The 1,912-nt window shown below is 78.7% G+C and carries 1 protein-coding gene; it reads right to left on the bottom strand.

Going from position 1 to position 1,912, the window contains the following annotated elements:
• The coding region (locus tag BM064_RS26600; protein ID WP_143103489.1) for a CHAT domain-containing protein at positions 1-1,912 on the bottom strand (1,912 nt) is incomplete at both ends.

Here is a 1,912-nt window from a genome sequence, read left to right as displayed (position 1 = left end):
GCCCAGTGGACGGGGTTTGCGTAGGGTTTTGCGTCGAGGTCGAGGGGGGCGCCGTGGGCGGGGGGCTGGAGGACGAGGCGGGTTCCGGAGGTTCCGAGGACGGGGTCGCGACGCGGAGACGCCGGCCTGGACGGAACGGGGTCGCGAGCCTTCATCTCGGGGCCCTTCTTCAGAAAGGCGCCGTGGTGCAGGGGCTCGGCCTGGACCCCGGTCGGGCGGATGTGCGCCGCCCCTCTCGGCCGGGAGAGCTCGAGCCAGGCGCAGCCGGCGGGCGCCTCTGCGCCGGCGGGCTGGGGGACGGTCTCGAACAGGTCCAGCAGTTCGCCGACGGTCAGCTCGCGCAGCCACCGCGCGGCCTCGCGGGCGGCGGGGGCGGGGCCGAAGGCGGGCTCGCCGCCGGGGCCGGGGGCGAGGTCGAGGACCTCGTGGAAGCGCCGGGCGAAGAGGAAGGCGGCGTGGTCCAGCACCGGCCAGTGGCTGGCCAGCACCGCCGCCGCGCCGGCCTCGAGGAAGGCGGCGGGCAGGCCGACGAACTCGTCCTGCGTCCGGCTCAGCCCGACGAGGTTCGTCTCGCAGCCCGACAGGATCGCGAGGCGCAGGCGCAGGGCGCCGCGCTCGTGCGCCTCGACCAGGCGGGCCACCGTCAGCACGTCGTCGGGATCGTCGCCGGCGGTGACCAGCTGCGAGTCCCGCGGCCTGCCGGGCTTGTAGGAGCCGTGGCCGGAATAGTGGAAGAGATCTGCCCGGGGGAGGGCGGCGAGCAGGGCCGCGGCGGTGGCCTCGGCGCCGCGCAGCACCACGGGCGCCTCGCCGGGCCGGGCCCGGCGGCGCAGCAGCGCGTCCTCGGCCGCGGCGAGCGCGAGCGGGGCGTGGCGTTCCGGCCTCCCGGTCTCGGGATCGGGCCGGATGACGGCGGGGTCGAGGGCGGCGAGGAGGCGGGTGCGCGCGCCCTCGGCGGCCCAGGCGGCGGCGCGGTCGCGGGCGGCGATCAGCGCCTCGAAGCAGGGGGCGAGGGAGACGGTCCAGCGGTCGCCGAAGCTCTCGGCGGGTCGGCCGAGGTCCGGGGCGGCGGGGACGGGCGCGGCGGCGAGCGGCAGGACCGAGAGCAGGCCGGGGAGCAGCAGGACCACCGGCGCGCCGGGGGCGAGGCCCAGCGCGCGCAGCCGGGCGTCCGCCGGGGCGAGCAGCAGGTCGCCGAGCCGGGCGAGCGCGGCCTGCGCGGCGGCGGCGAAGGGGGAAAAGGCGCCCGGGTCCTTCTCCGCGATGCCCTCCTGCAGACGGTTGTAGGCGCCGAGATAGCCGGTGATCGCCCGCTCGTCCGCGGGTCCGTACAAGAGCTCGCGCAGGCCGGCCTCGTCGAGGCCCGGCAGGTCGAGGAGATCCGCCTCGTCCACCGCCGCCGCGCCCCCCGCGGGCAGGCCGCCGCGCAGCACGAAGGCCTTCGCGCCGGCCGGCGTCGCGAAGGGCACGACCGCGGCGGCGCCCGACGGAATGGCGGCGCGCAGCTGCGACGCCGTCCGGGGCGCGGGCGCGTCCTCGCCGGTTCCGGCGAGGGCCAGCGCCAGCAGCCGGGCGCGGCCGAGCTCCAGCGCCTCCAGGGCGGCGGCGGCCGGCTCGCCGGTCTCGAGCCCGGCCCAGGCCCGCAGCCCGGCGAGGCCGGAGGCGCGCTCGGCCGCCTGTTCGCGGGCGTCGCGGGCCTTCTTCGGGTCGGAGAGGATCGCCCGCGTGGCGCCGAGCGCCACGTCGAGCACCGAGACCACCTCCGGATATGCGCCTTCGTCGAACAGCCGCCGCGCCAGCGACCGGGCCGTCTGCAGATGCAGGTCCGGCGCGGCCTCGGTCGTGCGCACCTCCAGCGCCGCCCGCCAGCCTTCGAGCGCGAGGGCCAGCGCCTCGCGGTCGCCCGAGAGGT

Source organism: Albimonas pacifica (assembly GCF_900113695.1).
In the GTDB taxonomy this organism is placed as follows: domain Bacteria; phylum Pseudomonadota; class Alphaproteobacteria; order Rhodobacterales; family Rhodobacteraceae; genus Albimonas; species Albimonas pacifica.
This window is presented reverse-complemented; position numbering and strand designations above follow the sequence as displayed.